Origin of the sequence: Kitasatospora sp. NPDC097643 (genome assembly GCF_040302625.1) — a bacterium.
Classification (GTDB): domain Bacteria; phylum Actinomycetota; class Actinomycetes; order Streptomycetales; family Streptomycetaceae; genus Kitasatospora.
On sequence record NZ_JBEOSA010000039.1, the window covers coordinates 1 to 20,414 of the forward strand.

Consider the following 20,414-nt stretch of genomic DNA (forward strand, 5'->3'; position numbering starts at 1 on the left):
GACCGCACCGATCCCCGCGTTGTTGACCAGGATGTCGATCCCGCCGAGCGCCTCGGCCGCGGCCTCGACCGCCGTACGGACGGAGGTGTCGTCGCTGACGTCGGCGGCGAAGCCCAGCAGCGGCTCCTTCACCGCCGCCGGGTCGAGGTCGAGGACGGCGACCCGCGCGCCGCGCTCGGCGAGCAGCGACGCGGCGGCCAGGCCGATCCCGGACGCGCCCCCGGTGACCAGGGCCGCGAGGCCGTCGAGGTCCTTCGTCGTCATGCCTGCGCCTCCTCGTGGCGGGTGGAGCGGAGGTCGCCGGTGTCGACGGCGGTGATCCGCGCTGTGCTTGCGGACAAGGTGGTGCCTTTCACGCGTTGACGAAGGTCTGACGCTGGGTGCCGAGGCCGTCGATGGACAGCTCGACGGTGTCGCCCTCGCGCAGGTAGGGGGTGCCGGGCAGACCGAGGGCCACCCCGGCCGGGGTGCCGGTGTTGATCACGTCACCCGGGCGCAGCACCATGTACTGGCTCAGGTACCAGACCAGGTAGTGGACGTCGAAGATCATGTTCTTGGTGTCGCCGTCCTGCCGCACCTCGCCGTTGACGGCCAGTTGCAGGCCCAGCGCCCGCGGGTCGCCCGCCTCGTCCGGCGTCACCAGCCAGGGACCGAGCGGGTTGAAGCTCTCACAGGACTTCCCGAGGTCCCACTGCGCGGAGTACTCCAGCTGGAACTCCCGCTCGGAGACGTCGTTGCTGATCGCGTAACCCGCGATGCAGTCCGCCGCCTCGCCGGGGTCGGCGAGGTAGCGGGCCTCGCGGCCGATGACCACCGCGAGCTCGACCTCCCAGTCGGTCTTCACCGAACCGCGCGGGATCAGCACCGGGTCGTACGGGCCGACGACGGTGGACGGGTCCTTCATGAACACCACCGGCCGCTCGGGGACGGCCGCCCCGGTCTCCTCGGCGTGGTCGCGGTAGTTGAGGCCGATGCACACCACCTTCCCCGGACGGGCGACGGGCGCCCCGATCCGAAGACCGGCCGGGTCCACGGCGGGCAGCGAGCCCTCGGCCAGCGCGGCCCGGACCCGGTCGATCCCGCCCGAGGCGAGGAACTCCCCGTCGATGTCACCGGTCAGCTCCGAGAGCGCGAACACGCGGCCGTCCTCGGCGAGGACCGCCGGGATCTCCTCTCCCGTTGCTCCGATCCGAAGCAGTTTCATGTGGACTCCCAACGAGAATTCGGAATCGAGACGCCGCGGTCAGCGTCTGACGGCGGCGGAGGCACCCGCGATCAACGCCTCGACCTCGGCGAGCGAGGCCATGGCGACGTCTCCGGGTGTCGTCATGGTGAGGGCGCCGAGGGCCGTGCCGTAGGCGAGGGCGCGTTCCAGCTCGGCACCGGCGAGCAGGCCGTGGATCAGCCCGGCGGCGAAGCCGTCACCGGAGCCGATGCGGTCCAGGACGTGCAGCCCGGGCATCCTGGGGCCGGTGACGTAACCGGTCTGCGCCGACCACGCGGCCGAGCTCCAGTCGTTCACCCCGGCCGAGGGGACCTCGCGCAGGGTCGTCGCCAGCACCTGCGCCGCGGGGAGCAGACCGGCCACCGAGGCGAGTGCCTCCGCCACCTCGCCGGCGCCGAAGCGGTCGGCGCCGGGATGGCGGCCCGCCAGCCCCAGGGCGCCCACGATGACGTCGGCGTGCCGGGCGAGCCGCAGGTCGGTCTCGCGGGCCCGCTCCGGCCCGCCTCGGTCGGCCCAGAGGCTCGGGCGGTAGTTGGGGTCGTAGGAGACGGTGAGCCCGTGGCGCCGGGCGGCCGTCATCGCCTCCTCGGCGACCTCGACGGTGGTGTCGGACAGGCCGGCGAAGATGCCGCCGGTGTGGAACCAGCGCACCCCCGCCGCGAAGACCGTGTCCCAGTCGACGTCCCCGGGGCGCAGCTGGGACGCGGCCGTGTGGGCGCGGTCGCTGACACCGAGTGCGCCGCGGATGCCGAAGCCCCGCTCGACGAAGTTGAGACCGTTGCGGGCGGTGCGGCCGATGCCGTCGTCGGGTACCCAGCGGATCAGCGAGGTGTCGACTCCGCCTTGCAGGATCAGGTCCTCGACGAGCCGGCCCACCGCGTTGTCCGCGAGCGACGTGACGACGGCCGTCCGCAGACCGAAGCAGCGGCGCAGTCCGCGGACGACGTTGTACTCGCCGCCGCCTTCCCAGACCCGGAAGCTACGGGCGGTGCTGATCCGCCCCTCCCCCGGGTCGAACCGCAGCATGACCTCCCCGAGGGCCACCACCTCGGTCATGGCGCACCCACCCCCACGGCCTCGGCCGTCAGGCGGCGGATCTCGGTGTAGTCCCCGGCGTCCAGGTGCGCGGGCGTCGCCAGCCAGCTGCCGCCGACGGCGAGGACGGCGGGCTCGGCGAGGTAGCCGGTCAGCGCGCCGGGGCCGATCCCCCCGGTCGGGACGAACCGCACGTCCGGGAAGGGTGCCGCGAGCGCGCGGAGCGCGGGCAGGCCGCCGAGCGGCTCGGCGGGGAAGAGCTTGACGGTGGTGAGGCCCGCTCGCAGGGCCCGCATCAGCTCGGTGGCGGTGGCGATGCCGGGCACCACGGGCACCCCCAGCTCCCGGCACTTGGCGACGACGTCCTCGTCGAGGCCGGGCGAGACGACGAACCGGGCCCCGGCCGCCACCGCGCGCTCCGCCTGCTCGGGGTCGAGCACCGTGCCGGCGCCGACGGCCAGGCCGCCGTGGGCCGCCATCGTCTTGAGCACCTGCTCGGCGGCCGGGGTGCGGAAGGTGACCTCCGCGCACCGGGCGCCGCCCGCGCCGAGCGCCTCGGCCAGCGGGGCGGCCGTGCCGGGGTCGCGCACGGTCAGCACCGGCATGACGCGGGCGCCGGCCAGGACGGCTGCCAGGTCGGTGGTCATCGGCCCAGCCATCCGCCGTCGACGGGCAGGACGGTGCCGTGGACGTAGGCGGCGGCGTCCGAGGCCAGGAAGACGGTGGCGCCGGCCAGGTCGTCGGCCCGGCCCCAGCGACCCGCCGGGATCCGCTCCAGGATGGCTTTGCTGCGCGCCGGATCGTCCTGCAACGCCTGGGTGTTGTCCGTGGCGATGTAGCCCGGCGCGATGGCGTTGACGTTGACGCCGCGCCCCGCCCACTCGTTGGCCAGCGCCTTGGTCAGGCCGGCGACGCCGTGCTTGGCGGCGGTGTAGCCGGGAACGGTGATGCCGCCCTGGTAGCTGAGCAGCGACGCGGTGAAGATGATCTTCCCCTGGCCGCGGGCGACCATCGCCCCGCCCACCGCCCGGGCCAGCGCGAACTGCGCGCTCAGGTTGACCTGGAGCACCAGGTCCCAGTCCGCGTCGGGGTGTTCGGCGGCCGGTGCGCGGCGGATGGTACCGGCGTTGTTGACCAGGATGTCGATCGGCCGCTCGCGGCCCGCGAGGTCGGCGCCCAGGGCCCACACCGCGTCCGGGTCGGCGAAGTCGGTGCGGAGCCCCTCGAAGCTGCGGCCCGCGGCCAGGACGTCCTTCTCGACCTCGCTGCCGCTCTCCTCCAGGTTGGCGCTGACGCCGATGACGTCCGCGCCCGCCTCGGCGAGGGCGCGGGCCATGGCCCGGCCGATGCCGCGCCGGGCTCCCGTGACGACGGCCAGCCGGCCGGTCAGGTCGAAGGCGTTCATGCGGCGGCTCCCTGGGTGTCGCCGGTGCAGTCCACCAGGATCTTCATCACGTCGCCGCCGCCCTCCAGGGCCTCGAAGGCCGCGGGCGCCTCGGTGAGCGGCACGACCTTGCTGATCAGCCGCTCGGCCGGGATGGTGCCGTCGGCGACCAGCGCCACCGCCCGCTCGAAGTCGGAGCGGTCGTACAACCGGGCGCCCACCAGGGTGAGTTCGCGCCAGAAGAAGCGGTGCAGGTTCACCTCGCGGGGCCGGGGGTGGATCGCCACCAGGCACAGCCGGCCGCGCACGCCCAGCACCTCCACCGCGGTGTCGACGCCGGCCGCCGCACCGGACACCTCGAACGCGACGTCCGCGCCCGCGCCGTCGGTCCACTCCTGCACGGCCTCGACGACGTTCTCGGCCGCCGGGTCCCAGGTGGCGAGGCCCGACTCCTCGGCCAGCTTCCGCCGGTGGGCGCTCAGCTCCACCACCCGGACCTCGGCCCCGGCCGCCCGGGCCACCAGCGCGATCAGGATCCCGACCGGACCGCCGCCCACGACGACGACCCGCTCCCCCGCCCGCACCTCGGCCCGCCCGACGTCGTGCACGGCCACCGCGGTGGGCTCCACCAGCGCGGCCCGGTCCAGCGGGAGGGAGTCCGGCAGTCGGACGAGCGTGGTGGCGGGGACCGTCCAGCGCTGCTGCATCGCACCGGGCGAGTCGATGCCGATGAAGTCCAGGTTCTGGCAGACGTGCTGGTGGCCGCTCCGGCAGGCCGGGCAGGTGGCGTCCCAGCGCAGCGGCATCACCGTCACCGCGTCCCCTGGCTGCCAGCCCTCCACCCCGGCGCCGACCTTGAGCACGCGGCCGGACATCTCGTGGCCCAGGACGGCCGGCGTGGCGACCCGGGCGTCCATGTCGCCGTGGAAGATGTGCAGATCGGTGCCGCAGATCCCGACGTAGGCGGGAGCCAGCAGCACCTCGCCGGGGCCGGGCTCGGCCGGCTCGACCGGAGCCGTGTCGAGCGTGCGGGCGGCCGTGTAGCGAACAGCGAGCGTCATCGTGAGTCCCGAGTCTCTTCGGTACGGGTGAGTTCGGTGCGGGTGAGGCGGTAGAAGGCGGTCGCGGTGCCCGCGAGGATCGCCGAGGTCTCGTCGGCGGAGCAGTCGTCGAGCAGGACGTGCACCGTGGCGGCCCAGCGGTTCCAGCCGCCCGCGAGGTTCGCCACCGGCCAGTCCGAGCCGAACATCAGCCGGTCGGGGCCGAAGGCGCTCAGCAGGACGTCCCACGCCGGTCGGAGGTCGGCGATGGTCCAGGAGTCGTGGTCGGCCTCGGTGATCAGTCCGGACACCTTGCAGACCACCTGGGGGTGCCGGGCCAGCCGGCGCAACCGGCGCTCCCAGTCCGCCAGTTCGCCGCGGGCGAGGTCCGGCTTGCCCGCGTGGTCGAGCACCTGGGGCAGGTCGGGGAGGCGTTCGGCCAGCCGGATCGCCTGGTCGAGCTGGTGGCTGCGGACGAGCACGTCGTAGCCGAGGCCGCGGTCCCGGACCGCCGCCAACCCGCGTTCGACGTCCGGGCGTTGCAGCCAGTCCGGGTCCGACTCGCCCTGGACCAGGTGGCGCAGGGAGCGGAGGTGGCTGCCGCCCGGTCCGGCGAGCAGCCGGTCGAGCTCGTCACCGACCGCGGGGGACGTGAGGTCCGCCCAGCCGACCACGGCCGCGATCAGCGGGTCCCGCGCGGCGAGCGCGAGCAGGTCCTCGGTCTCGGGCACGTCCGGGATGCACTGCACGACGACCGTGCTGTGCAGCCGCCGGCCGGCCACCACCTGGGTGGCGGTGGCGCGCAGGTCGTCGGGGGTGAACGTACGGCGGATCGAGGTGAGTTCGGGGTCGTCGAGCCAGGCTTGCGGCCGCTGGTCGAGGTCCCAGAGGTGGTGGTGGGCGTCGATGAGTCCCGGGGGTGGCGGGGAGGTCACTGGAGGCTCCGGTTCGGGTGGTCGGTCCGGCGCGGGTCTTGGTCAGCCGGCGGTGGGGTCGGCGGGCTCGCCCAGGTGCCAGACCTCGGGGAGTTCGGTCCACTGGCGGGAGTCGCCCCGGTCGGGCCAGGGCTCCTGGCAGGGGTCCGTGTGCGTCCACCACTCCTGGGTCACCGGGTCAGCTTCGAGCTCCGCCATGTCGGCGTCGAAGTCCTCGCCGTGGTACTCGAAGTAGGCGAACAGCACGTCGCCGTGGAGGTAGATGCTGTAGTTGCGGATCCGCGCCCGGTGGAGGGCCGCCTCGACGCCGGGCCAGACGGCGGAGTGGAGTTCGAGGTACTTCTCCCGGTACTCGGGGCGGAGCCTGATGGTCTGGGCGAAGCGCCTCATGCGGATTCCTCCGATGTTTCGGCGTTCGACGCGTCGGCCGAGGTGCCGAAGGGCGAACGATAGCTGGGGGTACGGGCGCGGAGCTCCAGTCGGAGCGCCAGCCGGATCCGGGTGGACGCGGGCAACCGCACCGTCAGGTAGGCGTCGTCGCAGGCCGTCTCCGACTCGCCGACCACCGGCTCGGTGTGGCCGTAGTCGTACATGTCGCCGATCCATCCCTCGTCCGTACACGTCGTGTACCGGACCGAGACGATGGCGTGCTCGGCGAGGGCGCCCGCCTGAATGATAATCGTCCGATCTTTTTCTGGCGAGAGGTTCACCAGCTCGACGGTGGTCGCCTCGGGGTCGATGGAGGTGACCAGGGCGGCCACGTCCGGCGGCAGCCCCGCGCGGCGGGCCTGGGCGTCGTGGTAGCGCAGCCGGGCCTGCTGGAGACCGCCGTTGTAGAGCACCTGGGGGCCGCCCCAGGTCAGTTGGACGAGGGCCTCGGTGGCCACCGGGTTGCACTGCTGCCAGACGTGGATGTCGGCCTCGTCCACCTCCAGGTCGCGGTAGCGGTCGATCCGCCGCAGCCGGTGCCGGACCTGCGCCTGGGCGGCGGCGAGGATCCGCTCGGGGTAGTCGGGGTCGTCGCCGGCGAGGAACGCGAACCACGCCTTCTCGTGCCCGGACTCCTCCTTGGCCCGGAACGACCGCACGGTGCTCCAGTCCAGCTCGTCCGCCTCGCGCAGCTTCTCGATGCGGGCGCGGTCGGTGTCCGAGGCGGTGTGGTGCCACAACGCCATCGGCACCGGCAGGGTGACGGGGTTGTAGTCGAACCAGCCGGAGTCGTTGCGCCGGAACGGGAGGTGGAGCGTCGGCTTGTCGGTGTCCCCCGCGAGTTCGACCGCCCACTTGGACCGCAGGCTGGAGTCCGCCTCGGTGAAGGGCATCAGCTTGGCCCGGGAGATGACGTCGTCGAGCGAGGTCCCCACCATCGAGAGGTAGTCGTCCTCCCCGGTAGCCACCGCGGCGGCGATCGCCGCCACGCAGGCCGCGTGGCCCACGCTGTGCCAGCCGTGCGGCCAGGACCAGCCGTAGTGGCCGCCGTACCAGCGGCCTTCGAGCCGGCTGCCGACGACCCCGTCCGGACCGACGTTGTCCGGGATGAGGCCGCCGTTCGCCTCGGTGCGCTCGCGCCAGGCGCCGACGTACTCGACGATCCAGTCGCGGTAGCGCTGCTCGCCGGTGAGGACCCAGGCGTTGAGGACGAGACCGGCCGCGGCGAGGTTGACCGCGGTGTCGCCGACACCGATCCGCTCGCGCATCTGCGCCCCGAGCCGCGGGTCCGAGGAGAGCGGGTACGGGCCGTCCTGCGCCTCGGGGAGCCATTCGAGCGGGTAGCCGTACGTGTCGGCTTCCTTCTGCAGCCACGGGTAGACGTCGCCGTCGGTCACGCCCGTACGGTCCGGGTCGCTGCCGTTGTGCGGGCGGGTGACGATGCGGTGCGCCGGGTCCCAGTTGCCGTGGGCCGGGTCGACGTACAGCTCGGCGAACCTCAGGGCGCGCTCGGACCAGCGCTCGGGGTCCGCCATGCACAGGAAGTAGAGCAGCAGCAGGCTCTCGCCCTGGTGGAACCAGTCGTAGCCGCGCTCGTACTCGTCCTTGAGCATGTCCAGTTCGGTGAGGTGCCTGGTCACGCCCTCCCAGTGCTTCTCACTGGCGGCCAGGAGGTCGTCGGCGCCGCCGAGCAGGTACAGCTGCGGCCAGTTGAAGAAGACCTCGTAGAAGTCGTCGACGCCGTCCCGGGTGGTCAGCCGGCCGGTGTAGTTCAGCCGGCCGTCGGGGCCGGTGAAGTCACGGGCGAAGCGGCGCCAGCCGTGGTCGAGCAGGTCGAACAGCGCGCGCTGCGCCAGTGCCCAGCCGGGCGGTTCGAGCAGGGGCACCCCGGCCTGGATCTCGGGCCGGGGCGCTGCGGCGTCCTCGCCCGGGGAGGGGTCGGTGGAGCTGTGGGACATGGGGAGGATCTCCGATCGGGGTGGCGGCTCGAGCGTCATTCCTTGGTGGCGCCGGCGAGCATGCCGCTGACCAGGAAGCGCTGGGCGAAGAGGAAGACCACGAGTACCGGGGTGATGGCGACCAGCGTCGCGAGGGCCAGCTGCGGGCGCTCGATCGCGGCATCACCGGCGGCCGGGTTGAACTGCGGCACGCTGGTGAGCAGGTTGCCCACGCCCACCTGGACCGGCATCTGGTCGCTCTCGGGGAGCATCACGTAGGGCAGGAAGTAGTTGGTCCAGTTGGCGACGAAGCTGAAGAAGCCCACGAGCGCGATCACCGGGGTCGCCAGCGGCAGTGCGATGTGGCGGAAGACGCCGAACTCGGAGCAGCCGTCCATCCGGGCGGCCGCCAACAGGTCCTTCGGTACGGCGGTGGTGAAGTAAATGTATGTCAGGTACACGCCGAACGGGTAGAACGCGTACGGCAGAATGATCGACCACATCGTGCCGATCAGGCGCGCCGCGTTGAGCTCCAGGAACAGCGGCACCACCAGCGTGGCGGTCGGCATCAGCATGACGACCAGGGTGGTGACCAACAGGGTCTTGCGGCCGCGGAACTCGGTCATGGCCAGCGCGTACCCGGCGGGCACCGACACGCAGAGCGTGATGACCAGGGAGACGACGGCGTACAGGGCGGAGTTGCCCAGCCACTGGAGGATCGCGCCGTCCTGGAAGGCGGACAGCGCCTGCCAGTTGTCCGCGAGCGTGCCGAAGGAGCCGAAGGAGAGCGGGTTGTCGTGGACCAGCTGCTGGTCGGTCTTGGTCGCCGCGAGGAGGAGCCAGAGCACCGGCAGGACGAAGAACACCACGAACGCCGTCAGGATCGAACCGGCCAGCAGCCGGTACGACGCCTGGCTCACGGATCCGGGGGCCCGCCGGGACGTCCGGGGTGCGGTTCGGCTCATGGCGCTCGGTTCCCGTTCGGTGTGTGGCGCGGTGGCGGTCGGGGTGGCGGGAGTCTCAGTCGGCATCGAAGAACCTCGATCGTGCGACGAAGATGCCGGCCACCGACACGCTCACGACCAGGAGCTCCATCGAGACCGCGGCGGCACCGTTGATGTTGTTCATCTGGAAGGCGAAGTCGTAGGTCAGCTGGTTGAGCGAGTAGTCGCGACCGGCCACGCCCACGCTGGCCAGGGAGAGCAGCTGGGGCTCGACGAAGAGCTGGGCGCCGCCCGCGAAGGCGAGGATCACCATGTAGACGATCCACTTGCGGAGCATCGGGATCTGCACGTGCCAGGCGGTCTGCCAGGCACCCGCGCCGTCGATCCGCGCGGCTTCCAGAACGTCGGTGGGGATGTTGTTGAGCGCGCCGTACATGACGACGATCCAGCCGCCCGCGCCGGTCCAGAACGCGATGACGGTGAACAGCACCGGCAGGTTGTCCGGGGCGATGACCTTGCCGAAGGTGTCGAACCCGAGGGCCCCCAGCAGCGAACTGACCGGGCTCACCGTCGGGTCGAGCATGAACAGCCACACCAGCACGCTGGCGGCGCCCGCCAGCGCCCCGGGGATGTAGTACAGGAAGCGGAGTGCCTGGCTGGTCCGGCCGGAGGACACGCGGTGCAGCAGCAGCGCCAGCCCCACCACGAACACCACCAGCGAGACCAGCCAGAACAGCAGGTAGACCGCCACGTGCCCGAGCGCGTCCACGAAGCGGAAGTCCTGCGCCGTGGTCACGAAGTTGGTGAAGCCGGTGAACGTGCCGCCCGCGTCGGTGAACGCGAAGTAGATCGCGTAACCGATCGGGAGGACGCCGAAGGCGATCAGGAGGAGTACGTAGCCGGCGACGAAGGCCGGACCGGCCCAGCTCCGGCCGGCGCCACGGGGGCGCCGGCCGGAGCCGGCCGGGGAGACGGTGGTGGTCACTGAGAAACCTTGTATCCGAACGACTCGGCGTGCTTGACGATGGAGTCCTGCCAGGCGGGCAGCAGGGAGACGATGGTCTGACCCTGGGTCAGACCCGGCTTCACCGTGGCGGCCCAGATGGACTCCTGGCTGTACTGGCCCGAACCCCAGCCCGGCCACACCTGGGCGGAGGCGTCCTTGAGGGCGCCGAGGTCACCGACGAGGTAGCCGGAGGCGGCCTGCGCCTTCAGCCAGTTCTCGGCGGCGGGCGCGTACGCCGGGAAGCCGGGGGACTTCTCGCCCTGGTAGGCGTTGTCGGTGGTGACCCACTTCAGGAAGTCGGTGGCCGCCTTGAGGTGGGTGGAGTGCTGCGACAGCACCCAGGTGCCGCCGCCGACGTTGCCGGTGGACGGCTCGGTCTCGCCCTGCCACTGCGGGATCGGGGCCACCCCGATGGTCTTCTCCGGGAGCTTCAGGGTGTCCTTGAACACCGCGCCGCCGTACCACGCCGGGCCGGGCATCAGCAGGACCTTGCCGGCCTGGTTCTTGGCGAAGTCGGTGCTGAAGACGCCGCTGACGGACATGGACTTGTTCTTGATCAGCCCGTCCATGAGGTTGGCCATCCTGGTGCAGTTCGCACCGCCGGTGTTGGCCGTGACGGCCTTGGGGCCGGTGATGTGGTTGGCCTCGCACTTGCTCGCCCAGAGGTAGATCTCGGGGGTGTAGGAGTCGCCGGCGTCGCCCACCAGGTAGCCGGGGTGTTCGGCGGCCACCTTCTCGCCGAGCTGCTGGTACTCCTCCCAGGTCTTCGGGACGGTGTAGCCGAACTGCTGCATCAGCGGGGCGTTGTACCAGAGCACCGCCTGCGAGAGGTCGTTGCGCAGGCAGTAGACGGTGCCGTTGACGGTGCAGACGTCGTTGGCGCCCTTGGCGAACCCGCTCAGGGTCTCCGCCGGGATGAGGCCCTTGTCGAGCGGCGCCGCGAAGCCCGCGTCGACCGCCCAGGTCGCCTCGTTGTTCTGGGAGCTGAAGACGACGTCGGGCCACCCCTTGCCGGTCCGGTTGAAGAGCTGGACCTTGGTCTGGAGGTAGTTCGAGCCGTTGGCGTCGCCGTCGTAGGTGACGATGTCCAGCTTCACCTCGGGGTGGAGCTGCTGGTACTGCTTCGCGGCGGGCACGCGGGTCGCGTCGACCCAGACGGTCACCGCTCCGTCCTTCTGCGCCGCCTGGGCGAAGCCGTCCTTGGTGGTGGTCTTGTCGGGAGTGGCGCCGCTACAGGCGGCCACGGACATGGCCAGGGTGACCGCACAGGCGGCCAGCAACACCGATCGTCTCGTCCCGGACACTGCTTCCTTGCCGGCCAGAGGCTTGTTGACGGTCATTTGCGACTCCACTGCAGAAGCCCCGAACAGGTCGGGAGGTGGGGGTGGGGTGACGCCGGGCCGTCCCGGTCGGGCGTCGGCACCGAGGGCTGCCGTTCCACTGCCCGCCCTCGGTGTGGATAAATTAGCCGCCCTATCGAGGGGATCGTCAAGAGTTCAAGCACCGATATTCCGAGCAGTTTCGGACCGGCCGCCCGACCTCAAGCCGCGCTGATGCGACCTAAGACAGCATTTGTCCGAGTTTGGATCCCGAATCCGCGCCAATGATCTCGCCAGAATGAGTAGGACTCATTGCTCCCTGCGCTACGATGAACCAGCTCCACAACGATCAGTCGCACCGCACGCCAGCCACCCGGAGGCAGGACAGATGAACGACACGCCCACGACCGAAACGGCCTTGCCCGCGCAGGCCGCGCCCGCGGCGGCGGTGAACGGCCCGGGCAAGGAGCGCGGGGACTACCGACCCGGGTACGAGATCGTGTCGGAGCAGATCCTCGAGTACATCGCCGAGATGCGCCTGACCCCGGGCGACCGGCTGCCCACCGAGCACGACCTGGCCGCCACGCTGAACACCAGCAGGGCAGTGGTCCGGGAGGCCGTGAAGATCCTCTCCGCACTCGGCCGCGTCCGGGCGCACAAGGGGCGCGGTCTGTTCGTCGCGGACGACGAGGGGATGCTCATCTCCAGCCGCTGGGGCGGGTTCTTCCGCCCCGTCGACCTCGACCACGTCCTCATGCTGTTCGAGTTCCGCAAGGTCCAGGAGACGGCCGCCAGCAGTCTCGCGGCCACCCGCGCCACTCCGGCCGAGCTGCGCACGATCGAGGTCGCCATGCAGCAGTGCCGGCACGGGGTCGTGCACGGCCAGGTCGACGTGTTCAACCAGGCGGACGACGACTTCCACACCGCCGTGGCCACCGCCGCGCACAACACCTTCCTGCTCAGCGCCGTGCGCGACGCACGCCGGCTCCAGCGCCAGTCCAGCGCCATCGGCATCCACGACATGCTCGGCGAAGGCACCAAGGCCGCGGTCGAGGAGCACGAGGCGATCTACCGCGCCATCCGCGACGGCCGACCCGACGAGGCGGCCGCGGCCACGGTGGTGCACCTCGACCGGACGCTGGAGGACTACCGGCGGGAGATCCAGCGACGCCTGTTCGGGTAGCGGCGCCTGTTCGGGTAGCGGCGCCGACGGAGCGAGAGATCCGATGTCTCGGCCAGGGCAGGATCGCCCGACCCATCGGCCGGACACCGCACCACTCTCCGACTCACCGCTCTGACAGGCGATTTCGCGACTCATCCCGCTGACCCCCTGGACGTCGCGGCTGCGTCTCCGATAGACCCATCCCATGACTCCCGACGATGTGAACGCTCACAATACTGGCCGCTTCCCCCGTCGCACCGTGCACCTGGACTTCCACACCGGGCCGGACATCCCCGACGTGGGGCGGGACTTCGACCCGGTGACCTTCGCCCGGGCCTTCCAGGAAGCCCACGTCGACAGCGTCACCGTCTTCGCCAAGTGCCACCACGGCCATCTCTACTACGGGACCGACCGGCCGGAGCGCCACCCGGGCCTCGCCCCCGACCTCGACCTGCTCGCCGAACAGGTCGAGGCCCTGCACGCCGTGGGCATCCGCGCGCCGATCTACCTCTCCCTCCAGGTCGACGAGTACGCCGCCCGGGAGCACCCCGAGTGGATCGCGCACGACGAGAACCTCAAGATCACCCGCTGGAGCGCCTCGGCGTTCGAGGCCGCGTGGAACATCCTCGACATGTCCAGCCCCTACGCCGACTACTTCGCCGACCAGCTGGACGAGGTGCTGCGCCGCTTCGCCCCGGTCGACGGGATCTTCATCGACATGTGCTGGAACCAGCCCAGCGCGAGCCGCTGGGCGGTCGACGGGATGCGTCGCGAGGGCCTGGACCCGACCGACGAGGACCACCGGAACCGCTACGCCGACCTCGTGGCGCGGCGCTACATGGCCCGCTACTCCGCCATGGTGGAGAAGGCCCTGCCCGCGGACGCCGTCCAGGGTGCCTGGTTCAACAGCCGGCCGAAGACCGGGCTGCCCGAGGAGCGGCGGTTCGTGCGGCACGTCGAGATCGAGGGGCTGCCCACCGGCGGCTGGGGCTACGCGTTCCTGCCCTACGTGGCCCGCTTCGTCCGCCCGCTCGGACTGCCCGTCCTCAGCCACACCGGGCGCTTCCACGAGAGCTGGGGGGACAACGCCGCCCTCAAGCCCCGGGCGGCCCTGCGCTACGAGACCAGCCAGATGCTGAGCCACGGTCTGACCGGTGGCGTGGGCGACGTGCTGCACCCGCGCGGAGTGCCCTCGCGGGCGGTGTACGAGCTGATCGGCTCGGCCTACGGACACATCGAGGCGTGCGAGCCGTTCCTCGACGGCGGACGGGTCGTCAGCGAGGTCGCCGTGGTGGTCGACCCCGCCCTGGGCGACAACCCCGGCGCGAGCAACATCGGCGCCGTCCGGGCGCTCCAGCAGCTCCGCGCCCAGTTCGACATGGTCCCGCCCACGGCCGACCTGGGCGGGTACCGGGCCGTCGTGGTGCCGGAGAGCACCCCCGTCGACGACGACCTGGCCGAGCGCCTGAGCGCGTACCGCCGGGCCGGTGGTGCCGTGCTGCTGGTCGGGCCCGCACTGCTCAGGAACGGCACCGAGCCGACCCTGCCCGACCTCCCGGTCGAGGACCTGGCCCCGGCGCCGGCCGGCGAGAGCTTCCTCGCCTGCCAGGGCGTGCCCGGCGTCCCGGAGGACTTCCCGGTCATCAGCCACGGCTCCCGGCTGACCGCCCGGGCGCTGCCCGGTGCCGAGGTCCTGGCCCGGGTCGTCGCGCCCTACTTCCCGCGCTCCTGGGACCGCTTCTGCGGCCACTCCTACACGCCCCCGGCCGACCCGACCGACGACGTGGCCGTCGTCGTCGGCGACGGCGTGGCCGCGGTGACCGTACCGCTGCTGGAGGCCTTCCACGAGCACGGCCTGGAGACGTACCGCCGGCTGCTCGGCGCCGCCCTGGACCGGCTGCTGCCGGACCCGCTGGTCCGCGCCGGCGGGCCGGTCCACCTGGAGACCACCGTCGTCCGGACCGCCACCAGCACCGTGGTGCACCTGATCAGCTTCGTCCCGTCCCGGGAGACCCCGCAGCTGGACCTGGTGCACGACGCGTTCCCGCTCCTCGACGTGCCCGTCGCCGTCCGGCTCGCCACCGCGCCGCGCTCGGTGCGGCTGCAACCCGCCGGGCAGGAGCTGGCCTGGCGACACGACGGCGAGTACGTCCACGTGCGGGTCACCACCGCGGACGGGCACGCGATGGTCGTGGTCGAGCACGACTGACGCGGCAGCGGTGTCGCTTCACCGGTGAGGCGGCACCGGCCCCGGGTCAGCCGGCGGGCAGCAGGGTCGGGTCCGCCATGATCCGGCGGACCGTCGTCAGCGCCGCACCCAGCAGCGGCCCGCGCCGGCCCAGCGCGGACGGGCGCAGCGCCTCCGGGGCCCAGGGCCGCACGGTGACCCGGGCGGCCAGCTCGGCGCGTACGGACGGCAGCAGCCAGTCGGCGAGGTCGGCGTAGGCGCCGCCGAGGACGAGGCCGTCCGGGTCGATGAGGTCGACGGCGGACGTGAGGGCCAGGCCCAGGGCGCGCCCCGCGCGGTCCAGCGCCGCCAGGGTCGGCGGGTGCCCGGCGCCCGCCCGTTCGGCCAGCAGGGCGACCGCGTCGCCCGGGCCGTGCTCCGCGAGACCGGCCTCGCGCAGCACGGCCGCCTCGCCCGCGTACTGCTCCAGGCAGCCGCGGGCGCCGCAGGCGCAGCCGGGGCCGTCCGGGTGGACGGGGAGGTGGCCGAGTTCGCCGGCGAAGCCCCGGGCGCCCCGGAACAGCCGCCCGTCGATGACCAGGGCGGCGCCGATGCCGGTCTCGGCGGAGACGTGCACGAAGGTCTCCACCGGCTGCCCGGCGTTCCAGTACTCGGCCAGCGCCCCGAGGTTGGCCTCGTTCTCCGGTTCGGGCACGGTGTCCGCGTCCGGCCAGTGGTCGGCGAGCCGGACCCCGCGCCAGCCGAGGTTGGGCGCGCGCTCGACCACTCCGCCGGGTTCGTTCGGCACCACCCCGGGCACGGCCAGGATCCGGCCCTCGACCCGCAGCCCGAGGGCGGCGGCCTCGGCCTCCATCGCGGCGGCCAGCGCGGCGACCTCGGCCAGGACCTCCCCGGCCGGCCGGCCGGCGTTCTCCCGTTCGACCCGGCGCCATGCGCGTGGCTCGCCGCGCAGGTCCACCAGGCAGGCGCCGAGGTGGGTGACGCCGATCTCCAGGCCGAGGCCCGCCGGGCCCTCGTCGCTCACGGCCAGCGCCCGTCCGGGTCTGCCGACGCGCCCGCTGGCGGTGGCCGCCGCTTCGGTGAGCGCGCCGCGCCCGATCAGCTCGTCGACCAGTGAGGAGACGGCCGCCCTGGTCAGTCCGACGCGTCCGGCGACGTCCGCGCGGGACAGCGGGCGGGCGAGCGGGCTGTGCCCGGCGACCGCGCCGAGGACCACCGCGAGGTTCTGCCGGCGCATGTCCTGTTGCGAGGCGGGCCCGCTCGAAGCACTCCTGCTCGCCATGCCGACCGTCACGTGCCGCTCCTCCTACCGGTTCTCGACCGGGGCGCCCTGCAAGGCCCCGGCCCGACGCAGGGTATCGCCGATCCGTTCGAGCGCGTCCTCGTCCTTCTTCACCGGCTCCAGCACCGGGCCGTGGGCCGTCCGCCAGCGGCGGGCCACCGCGTCGGCGGGCTCGCCGGTGAGCAGCGCGGCGGCCTGGGCGGCGGCGCCGAGCGCGACCAGCTCCTGCGCGTCGGGCACCTGGACCGCCCGGCCGGAGAGCCGCAGGACGGTCTGCTGCCAGGCCCGGCCGCGGGCGCCGCCGCCGATCAGCAGCAGCGGCTCGTCGCCCGCCGGGTCCGTGCCGCCCGCGCGCAGCACGCCGTCCAACGCGGTGAGCAGGGCGTGGGCGGCGCCGTCGTAGGCGGCCTGGAGCAGCTGGCCCGGGGTGGTGTCGTGGCGCAGCCCGTGGACCAGGCCGGAGGCGCCCGGGAGGTCCGGGGTGCGCTCGCCGTCCAGGTAGGGCAGGACGACGGCGGTGCCGCCGGCCTCGACCTCCTCGCGGCCGCGGCCGAGCAGGGCGGCGACGCGGTCGACGGCGAGGGTGCAGTTGAGCGTGCAGGCCAGTGGCAGCCAGCCGCCGAGGGCGTCGGCGAAGCCGGCGACCGTGCCGGTCGGGTCGGTGGGCCTGGTGCGGCCGACGGCGTAGACGGTGCCGGAGGTGCCGAGGCTGAGCACCGGCTGCCCGGGGAACAGGCCGAGCCCGAGGGCGGCGGCCATGTTGTCGCCGGTGCCGGTGGCCACCGGCACGCCCTCGCGCAGCGCCGTCCCGGGGCGGACCACGCCGGCCAGCGCGCCGGGCGCGAGGACCTGCGGCAGCCGGGCCGGGTCGAGGCCGATGCGGGCGAGGACGTCGTGGTCGTAGCCGTTCGGACCCCACCAGCCGGTTCCCGAGGCGTCGCCCCGGTCGGTGACCGCCTCCCCGGTCAGCCGCTCGGTCAGGAAGTCGTGCGGGAGGCGGACGGCGGCGACGCGCTCGGCGGCGGCGGGTTCGTTGGCGCGCAGCCAGGCCCACTTGGGCGCGGTGAAGGCGGCGGTGGGGACGCTGCCGGTGCGGCGGGCGAGTTCCGCCGCGCCGATCGCGGTCCGGAGCCCGGCGGCCTGGGGGGCCGACCGGACGTCGTTCCAGAGCAGTGCCGGGCGGACCGGCGCCCCGGTGGCGTCGAGGGTGACCAGGCCGTGCTGCTGGCCGGCGACCGAGACGGCGGCCGCGCGGTCCGCCCAGCCGGTTTCCGCCGCGGCCTCGCCGAGCGCCTGCCACCACTGCTCGGGGTCGCTCTCCCGGCCGGCGCCCGTGCTGACGGTGTGCGGGGCGCGGCCCCGGCCCAGGACGGTGCCGGTGTCGATGTCGACGGCGATGGCCTTGGTGGACTGCGTCGAGCTGTCGAAGCCGATCACGACACGCTGCTCAGCCATGCGTTCCTCCGGTGGGGGTTCCTTCTGACGTCCCGGCATACTAATTTGTTGAGAGCCCTGACAAACACCCCCCTGGCCTTGATCCGGAGCCGCTCCATGTCCAGCGACCCGCTCGTTCCCACCCCCGCGCACAAGTTCACCTTCGGCCTGTGGACCGTCGGCTGGCAGGGGCGCGACCCCTTCGGCGACGCGACCCGCCCCGCCCTCGACCCGGTCGAGACCGTGCAGCGACTGGCCGCGCTGGGCGCCTACGGCGTCACCTTCCACGATGACGACCTGATCCCCTTCGGCGCGGCCGACGCCGTCCGCGAGGAGACCGTCAAGCGCTTCCGCGCCGCGCTGGACGCCGCCGGGCTGAAGGTCCCGATGGCGACCACCAACCTGTTCACCCACCCCGTCTTCAAGGACGGCGCCTTCACCGCCAACGACCGCGACGTGCGGCGCTACGCGCTGCGCAAGACGATCCGCAACATCGACCTGGCCGCGGAGCTCGGCGCCTCGGTCTACGTCGCCTGGGGCGGTCGCGAGGGCGCGGAGTCCGGTGCGGCCAAGGACGTGCGCACCGCGCTGGACCGGCTGAAGGAGGCCTTCGACCTGCTGGGCGAGTACGTCGAGCAGCAGGGCTACGACCTGCGGTTCGCGATCGAGCCCAAGCCCAACGAGCCGCGCGGCGACATCCTGCTGCCCACGGTCGGCCACGCGCTGGCGTTCATCAACGAGCTGGAGCGCCCCGAGCGGGTCGGCCTCAACCCGGAGGTGGGCCACGAGCAGATGGCCGGGCTCAACTTCCCGCACGGCATCGCCCAGGCCCTGTGGCACGACAAGCTGTTCCACATCGACCTCAACGGTCAGTCCGGCATCAAGTACGACCAGGACCTGCGCTTCGGCGCGGGCGACCTGCGGCAGGCCTTCTGGCTGGTCGACCTGCTGGAGTCGGCCGGCTACGACGGCCCCCGGCACTTCGACTTCAAGCCGCCGCGCACCGAGGACTTCGACGGCGTCTGGGCCTCGGCGGCCGGCTGCATGCGCAACTACCTGCTGCTGGCCGAGCGTTCCCGCGCCTTCCGGGCCGACCCGGCGGTGCGGGCCGCGCTCGAAGCCTCCCGCCTGCCCGAGCTGGCCCTCCCGACGGCCGGGGACGGCCTGGCCGGGCTGCTGGCGGACCGCTCCGCCTTCGAGGAGTTCGACGTCGACGCCGCCGCCCGGCGCGGCATGGCCTTCGAGCAGCTGGACCAGCTCGCCCTCGAACACCTCCTCGGCGCCCGCTGACCGCATCCCCGACCGAGCCGGGACTCCTACCGACTGTAGGGGCGACGCGCGCAGGATGAGGGACCCCGGCCGCCGCGCGGCCGGGGTCCCTCAAGGCGTTGAGTATCAGCTCTCGGACGGGCCGGGCAGGGTCAGCGCTGGAGGGTGAGCACGCCCGGCCGGTACGGCAGTTGTATGTAGGAAGTGCCGTCCGAGGAGGGGTTCCTGCCCTGGTAGAGGAGTTGCAGGTTGCAGGGGTCGATGGTCATGGTCTGGTCGGGGTTGTTGCGGACCAGGTCGCCGTGGCTGATGTCGTTGGTCCAGGTGGCGCCGCTGTTGGCCTTGCCCGCGAAGGGGCTGCTCGCGGTGGCGGCCTGCGGGGTCCAGGAGCCGTTCAGGCTGGTGGCGGTGAACGAGCGGAAGTAGCGGTGCTCGTTCACGTCCCGAGCCTCGACGATCATCAGGTACTGGTCCTGACCCTGGACCTTGTAGACCTGGGGCGCCTCGAACAGGTTCTGCACCGTGTCGCTCATGACCGTGGTGTACGAGGAGCCGAAGCTGCCGGGGAAGTTCCCGATCGGCGTGCTCGCCCGGTAGATGCTGCCGTTGTCACCGGCGAAGAACAGGTACATGTTCTGGTCGTCGGCGATCAGGGTCGGGTCGATCGGGCCGCCAGTGGGGAGGCTGCCGGTGAACAGCGGCTGCGGCGCGGACCAGCCGTTGGGGTTGGTGGGGTCGCTGGACGTGCGGTAGGTGAAGGGCCAGGCGGTCCCCCACCCCAGTGAGGCCAGCACCCAGATGTTCTTGGGCGCGAAGTAGAACAGCTGGGGCGCCACCGCGGACGAGGACATGACGGTCTGGGTGGCCGAGGCCATGTCCGACCAGTTCGTGAAGGGAGCGAATCCCATCGACTTCCACGACGTTCCGTCGGAGTAGGTCGCGTAGACCAGGTGCTTGCCGTTGTAGACCACGTCGGTGAAGTCCTTCAACGCGGCTCCCCCGTTCACCGGCTCCGCCAGCGGACCGGTCGAGGTCCACCGGTACGTCGACGGAAGAGCGCACGTGGTGCCCGCCCCGGACAGGCCGGTCCACTTCTGGTTGTCGGCGCCACTGCAGTTCCAGAGCTGCACCGCCGTCCCGTTGGCCGTACCGCCGCCGCTGACGTCCAGGCACAGCCCGGACTCCACCCCGACGACCGAGCCGGCGGAGTTCACCCGCCACTGCTGGTTCGCCCCGCCGGTGCACGTCCAGATCTCCACCCGGGTGCCGGCCGTGGTGGCGTGGCCCGGAACATCCAGGCACTTGTTGCCGTACACCGTCAGTTGGTTGCCGGACGTCAACGTCCACTGCTGATTGGTCCCGCCCGAGCAGTCCCAGATCTGCAGGAAAGTTCCGTCGCTCTGGCTGGCGTTCGGCACATCGAGACACCGGCCGGAACCCACACCACGCAAGGCGCCGCTGGTGGCCGCCTGAGCCGGGGCTGCGACGAGCATCGACGCCAACGCCACCACGGCCGCGATCACGGCCGTGAGCACGACGGACAGAGGCCTGCGGTTGGAACTTTGTCCACGCATCGAGATGTCCTATCTGTAGGGATGGAGCTGTCACACGGTCCGGTTGCCGTCGACACGTGTGCTACCTGACGGCGCGCCAGGAGGTGGGATCGGCCGGCGAGGAAGCCTCACCTCTGCCCGTCGGACTTCAGAGGCCCCGATTCGGCGCGGGCGGAGTACAGCTCCGGAAGTATGTTAGCGCTAACAATTCAGGGTCGAAGTGAGCCCTCCTGCTGGGAGGCGGAGGAGATCTTGAAGGTGAGCGGAGTCAA

Annotated in this window: 18 protein-coding genes; 3 read left to right on the forward strand and 15 right to left on the reverse strand. The window is 72.3% G+C overall.

Annotated features, from left to right (window positions below; all coding sequences use genetic code 11):
• The 12 genes from ABTY15_RS23740 to ABTY15_RS23795 all read right to left on the reverse strand — a co-directional run.
• On the reverse strand, positions 1 to 264 hold a 264-nt coding region (locus tag ABTY15_RS23740; protein ID WP_350598142.1), incomplete at its 3' end, for an SDR family NAD(P)-dependent oxidoreductase.
• Positions 265 to 352: 88 nt separating this feature from the next.
• Entirely contained in the window at positions 353 to 1,204 is an 852-nt protein-coding gene (locus ABTY15_RS23745; RefSeq protein ID WP_350598149.1) for a fumarylacetoacetate hydrolase family protein, read from the reverse strand.
• Positions 1,205 to 1,243: 39 nt separating this feature from the next.
• A complete protein-coding gene (locus ABTY15_RS23750; RefSeq protein ID WP_350598153.1) occupies positions 1,244 to 2,281 on the reverse strand; it encodes a PfkB family carbohydrate kinase in 1,038 nt (345 codons plus the stop codon).
• Entirely contained in the window at positions 2,278 to 2,907 is a 630-nt protein-coding gene (locus ABTY15_RS23755) for a bifunctional 4-hydroxy-2-oxoglutarate aldolase/2-dehydro-3-deoxy-phosphogluconate aldolase (RefSeq protein WP_350598158.1), read from the reverse strand. Before ABTY15_RS23755 ends, ABTY15_RS23750 begins: the two co-directional genes overlap by 4 nt.
• The gene (locus ABTY15_RS23760; RefSeq protein WP_350598161.1) at positions 2,904 to 3,665 is read right to left on the reverse strand and encodes an SDR family oxidoreductase; all 762 of its coding nucleotides are present in this window, start codon (positions 3,663 to 3,665) and stop codon (positions 2,904 to 2,906) included. The genes ABTY15_RS23755 and ABTY15_RS23760 overlap by 4 nt, the downstream gene beginning before the upstream one ends.
• Positions 3,662 to 4,705, reverse strand: coding sequence for a zinc-dependent alcohol dehydrogenase (locus ABTY15_RS23765; protein WP_350598170.1), 1,044 nt, complete (start codon positions 4,703 to 4,705; stop codon positions 3,662 to 3,664). The genes ABTY15_RS23760 and ABTY15_RS23765 overlap by 4 nt, the downstream gene beginning before the upstream one ends.
• Complete coding sequence (locus ABTY15_RS23770; protein WP_350598177.1) at positions 4,702 to 5,619, reverse strand: amidohydrolase family protein; 918 nt, start codon at positions 5,617 to 5,619, stop codon at positions 4,702 to 4,704. Before ABTY15_RS23770 ends, ABTY15_RS23765 begins: the two co-directional genes overlap by 4 nt.
• A 42-nt stretch (positions 5,620 to 5,661) precedes the next feature.
• Positions 5,662 to 6,009, reverse strand: coding sequence for an L-rhamnose mutarotase (locus ABTY15_RS23775; protein ID WP_350598181.1), 348 nt, complete (start codon positions 6,007 to 6,009; stop codon positions 5,662 to 5,664).
• Positions 6,006 to 8,006 carry a DUF8034 domain-containing protein gene (locus ABTY15_RS23780; protein WP_350598185.1) on the reverse strand — a complete coding sequence of 667 codons (2,001 nt, stop codon included), beginning with the start codon at positions 8,004 to 8,006 and terminating at the stop codon, positions 6,006 to 6,008. The genes ABTY15_RS23775 and ABTY15_RS23780 overlap by 4 nt, the downstream gene beginning before the upstream one ends.
• A 35-nt stretch (positions 8,007 to 8,041) precedes the next feature.
• Positions 8,042 to 8,950: a carbohydrate ABC transporter permease gene (locus ABTY15_RS23785; protein ID WP_350598190.1), complete on the reverse strand. Its 909-nt coding sequence runs from the start codon at positions 8,948 to 8,950 to the stop codon at positions 8,042 to 8,044.
• Between the two features lie 55 nt (positions 8,951 to 9,005).
• A complete protein-coding gene (locus tag ABTY15_RS23790; RefSeq protein ID WP_350598194.1) occupies positions 9,006 to 9,914 on the reverse strand; it encodes a carbohydrate ABC transporter permease in 909 nt (302 codons plus the stop codon).
• Positions 9,911 to 11,275, reverse strand: coding sequence for an ABC transporter substrate-binding protein (locus tag ABTY15_RS23795; RefSeq protein WP_350598198.1), 1,365 nt, complete (start codon positions 11,273 to 11,275; stop codon positions 9,911 to 9,913). The genes ABTY15_RS23790 and ABTY15_RS23795 overlap by 4 nt, the downstream gene beginning before the upstream one ends.
• Before the next feature lie 367 nt (positions 11,276 to 11,642).
• On the opposite strand from ABTY15_RS23795, the gene ABTY15_RS23800 reads away from it, so the two are divergent.
• Both ABTY15_RS23800 and ABTY15_RS23805 read left to right on the forward strand, forming a co-directional pair.
• Entirely contained in the window at positions 11,643 to 12,437 is a 795-nt protein-coding gene (locus ABTY15_RS23800) for a FadR/GntR family transcriptional regulator (protein WP_350598202.1), read from the forward strand.
• A gap of 184 nt (positions 12,438 to 12,621) precedes the next feature.
• Positions 12,622 to 14,625, forward strand: a complete 2,004-nt coding sequence (locus tag ABTY15_RS23805) for an alpha-amylase family protein (protein WP_350598206.1) — start codon at positions 12,622 to 12,624, stop codon at positions 14,623 to 14,625.
• Between the two features lie 46 nt (positions 14,626 to 14,671).
• On the opposite strand, the gene ABTY15_RS23810 is transcribed toward ABTY15_RS23805, so the two are convergent.
• Together ABTY15_RS23810 and xylB are read right to left on the reverse strand one after the other, a co-directional pair.
• The gene (locus tag ABTY15_RS23810) at positions 14,672 to 15,886 is read right to left on the reverse strand and encodes an ROK family protein (RefSeq protein ID WP_350598426.1); all 1,215 of its coding nucleotides are present in this window, start codon (positions 15,884 to 15,886) and stop codon (positions 14,672 to 14,674) included.
• A 24-nt stretch (positions 15,887 to 15,910) separates the two neighbouring features.
• A complete protein-coding gene (gene xylB, locus ABTY15_RS23815) occupies positions 15,911 to 17,341 on the reverse strand; it encodes a xylulokinase (RefSeq protein ID WP_350598210.1) in 1,431 nt (476 codons plus the stop codon).
• Between the two features lie 96 nt (positions 17,342 to 17,437).
• Between xylB and xylA the strand changes: the two genes are divergently transcribed.
• Complete coding sequence (gene xylA / locus ABTY15_RS23820; RefSeq protein ID WP_350598215.1) at positions 17,438 to 18,610, forward strand: xylose isomerase; 1,173 nt, start codon at positions 17,438 to 17,440, stop codon at positions 18,608 to 18,610.
• Positions 18,611 to 18,741: 131 nt separating this feature from the next.
• Here xylA and ABTY15_RS23825 read toward each other — a convergent pair whose 3' ends face one another.
• On the reverse strand, positions 18,742 to 20,163 hold the full coding sequence (locus ABTY15_RS23825; protein WP_350598218.1) for a non-reducing end alpha-L-arabinofuranosidase family hydrolase: 1,422 nt from the start codon (positions 20,161 to 20,163) through the stop codon (positions 18,742 to 18,744).
• Positions 20,164 to 20,414 lie beyond the last annotated feature (251 nt).

Coding starts and splice junctions, on each gene's coding strand:
- ABTY15_RS23745 (WP_350598149.1), bottom strand. CDS start 1,204: ATGAAACTGCTTCGGATCGGAGCAACGGGAGAGGAGATCCCGGCGGTC.
- ABTY15_RS23750 (WP_350598153.1), bottom strand. CDS start 2,281: ATGACCGAGGTGGTGGCCCTCGGGGAGGTCATGCTGCGGTTCGACCCG.
- ABTY15_RS23755 (WP_350598158.1), bottom strand. CDS start 2,907: ATGACCACCGACCTGGCAGCCGTCCTGGCCGGCGCCCGCGTCATGCCG.
- ABTY15_RS23760 (WP_350598161.1), bottom strand. CDS start 3,665: ATGAACGCCTTCGACCTGACCGGCCGGCTGGCCGTCGTCACGGGAGCC.
- ABTY15_RS23765 (WP_350598170.1), bottom strand. CDS start 4,705: ATGACGCTCGCTGTTCGCTACACGGCCGCCCGCACGCTCGACACGGCT.
- ABTY15_RS23775 (WP_350598181.1), bottom strand. CDS start 6,009: ATGAGGCGCTTCGCCCAGACCATCAGGCTCCGCCCCGAGTACCGGGAG.
- ABTY15_RS23780 (WP_350598185.1), bottom strand. CDS start 8,006: ATGTCCCACAGCTCCACCGACCCCTCCCCGGGCGAGGACGCCGCAGCG.
- ABTY15_RS23785 (WP_350598190.1), bottom strand. CDS start 8,950: ATGAGCCGAACCGCACCCCGGACGTCCCGGCGGGCCCCCGGATCCGTG.
- ABTY15_RS23795 (WP_350598198.1), bottom strand. CDS start 11,275: ATGACCGTCAACAAGCCTCTGGCCGGCAAGGAAGCAGTGTCCGGGACG.
- ABTY15_RS23800 (WP_350598202.1), top strand. CDS start 11,643: ATGAACGACACGCCCACGACCGAAACGGCCTTGCCCGCGCAGGCCGCG.
- ABTY15_RS23805 (WP_350598206.1), top strand. CDS start 12,622: ATGACTCCCGACGATGTGAACGCTCACAATACTGGCCGCTTCCCCCGT.
- ABTY15_RS23810 (WP_350598426.1), bottom strand. CDS start 15,886: ATGGCGAGCAGGAGTGCTTCGAGCGGGCCCGCCTCGCAACAGGACATG.
- xylB (WP_350598210.1), bottom strand. CDS start 17,341: ATGGCTGAGCAGCGTGTCGTGATCGGCTTCGACAGCTCGACGCAGTCC.
- xylA (WP_350598215.1), top strand. CDS start 17,438: ATGTCCAGCGACCCGCTCGTTCCCACCCCCGCGCACAAGTTCACCTTC.
- ABTY15_RS23825 (WP_350598218.1), bottom strand. CDS start 20,163: ATGCGTGGACAAAGTTCCAACCGCAGGCCTCTGTCCGTCGTGCTCACG.